This is a genomic window from Hungatella sp. SL.1.14 (assembly GCF_024460495.1).
In the GTDB taxonomy this organism is placed as follows: Bacteria; Bacillota; Clostridia; order Lachnospirales; family Lachnospiraceae; genus Hungatella; species Hungatella hathewayi.
Genome location: NZ_JANFYJ010000306.1, coordinates 1 through 304 on the forward strand (window position 1 = coordinate 1; position 304 = coordinate 304).

A 304-nucleotide genomic window follows, 5' to 3' on the forward strand; every position below is an offset into this window, starting at 1 on the left:
CCACCGGATAGCCGCCTCCTGTTCGGCAAATACCGGGGATGCATTCAATGCCTCCTGTATTTTCCTGTACGCCGTTTTTTCCGCTTCCGTCTTCTGAAAGGGAAGGACATCCCTATATACAGGAATTACGCGGGCAAGTCTTATTTTTTCGTCAGGAGCCTTTTCCATAACTCCTAAGGATACCGGCTCCTCCGCCTTAATCACTGCCGCCGTTACTCTGGCCTGCTTTTCTTTCTCTGCCAGCTCCTTCGGCATATCGTCGTATTGACTGCCTACGTTCTCACGGAGGCTTTTATCTCCGATA

Annotated in this window: 1 protein-coding gene; it reads right to left on the reverse strand. The window is 50.7% G+C overall.

Annotated features, from left to right (window positions below; all coding sequences use genetic code 11):
• Positions 1-304: hypothetical protein (locus NE473_RS31110; protein ID WP_256265641.1), on the reverse strand; the 304-nt coding region annotated here is incomplete at both ends.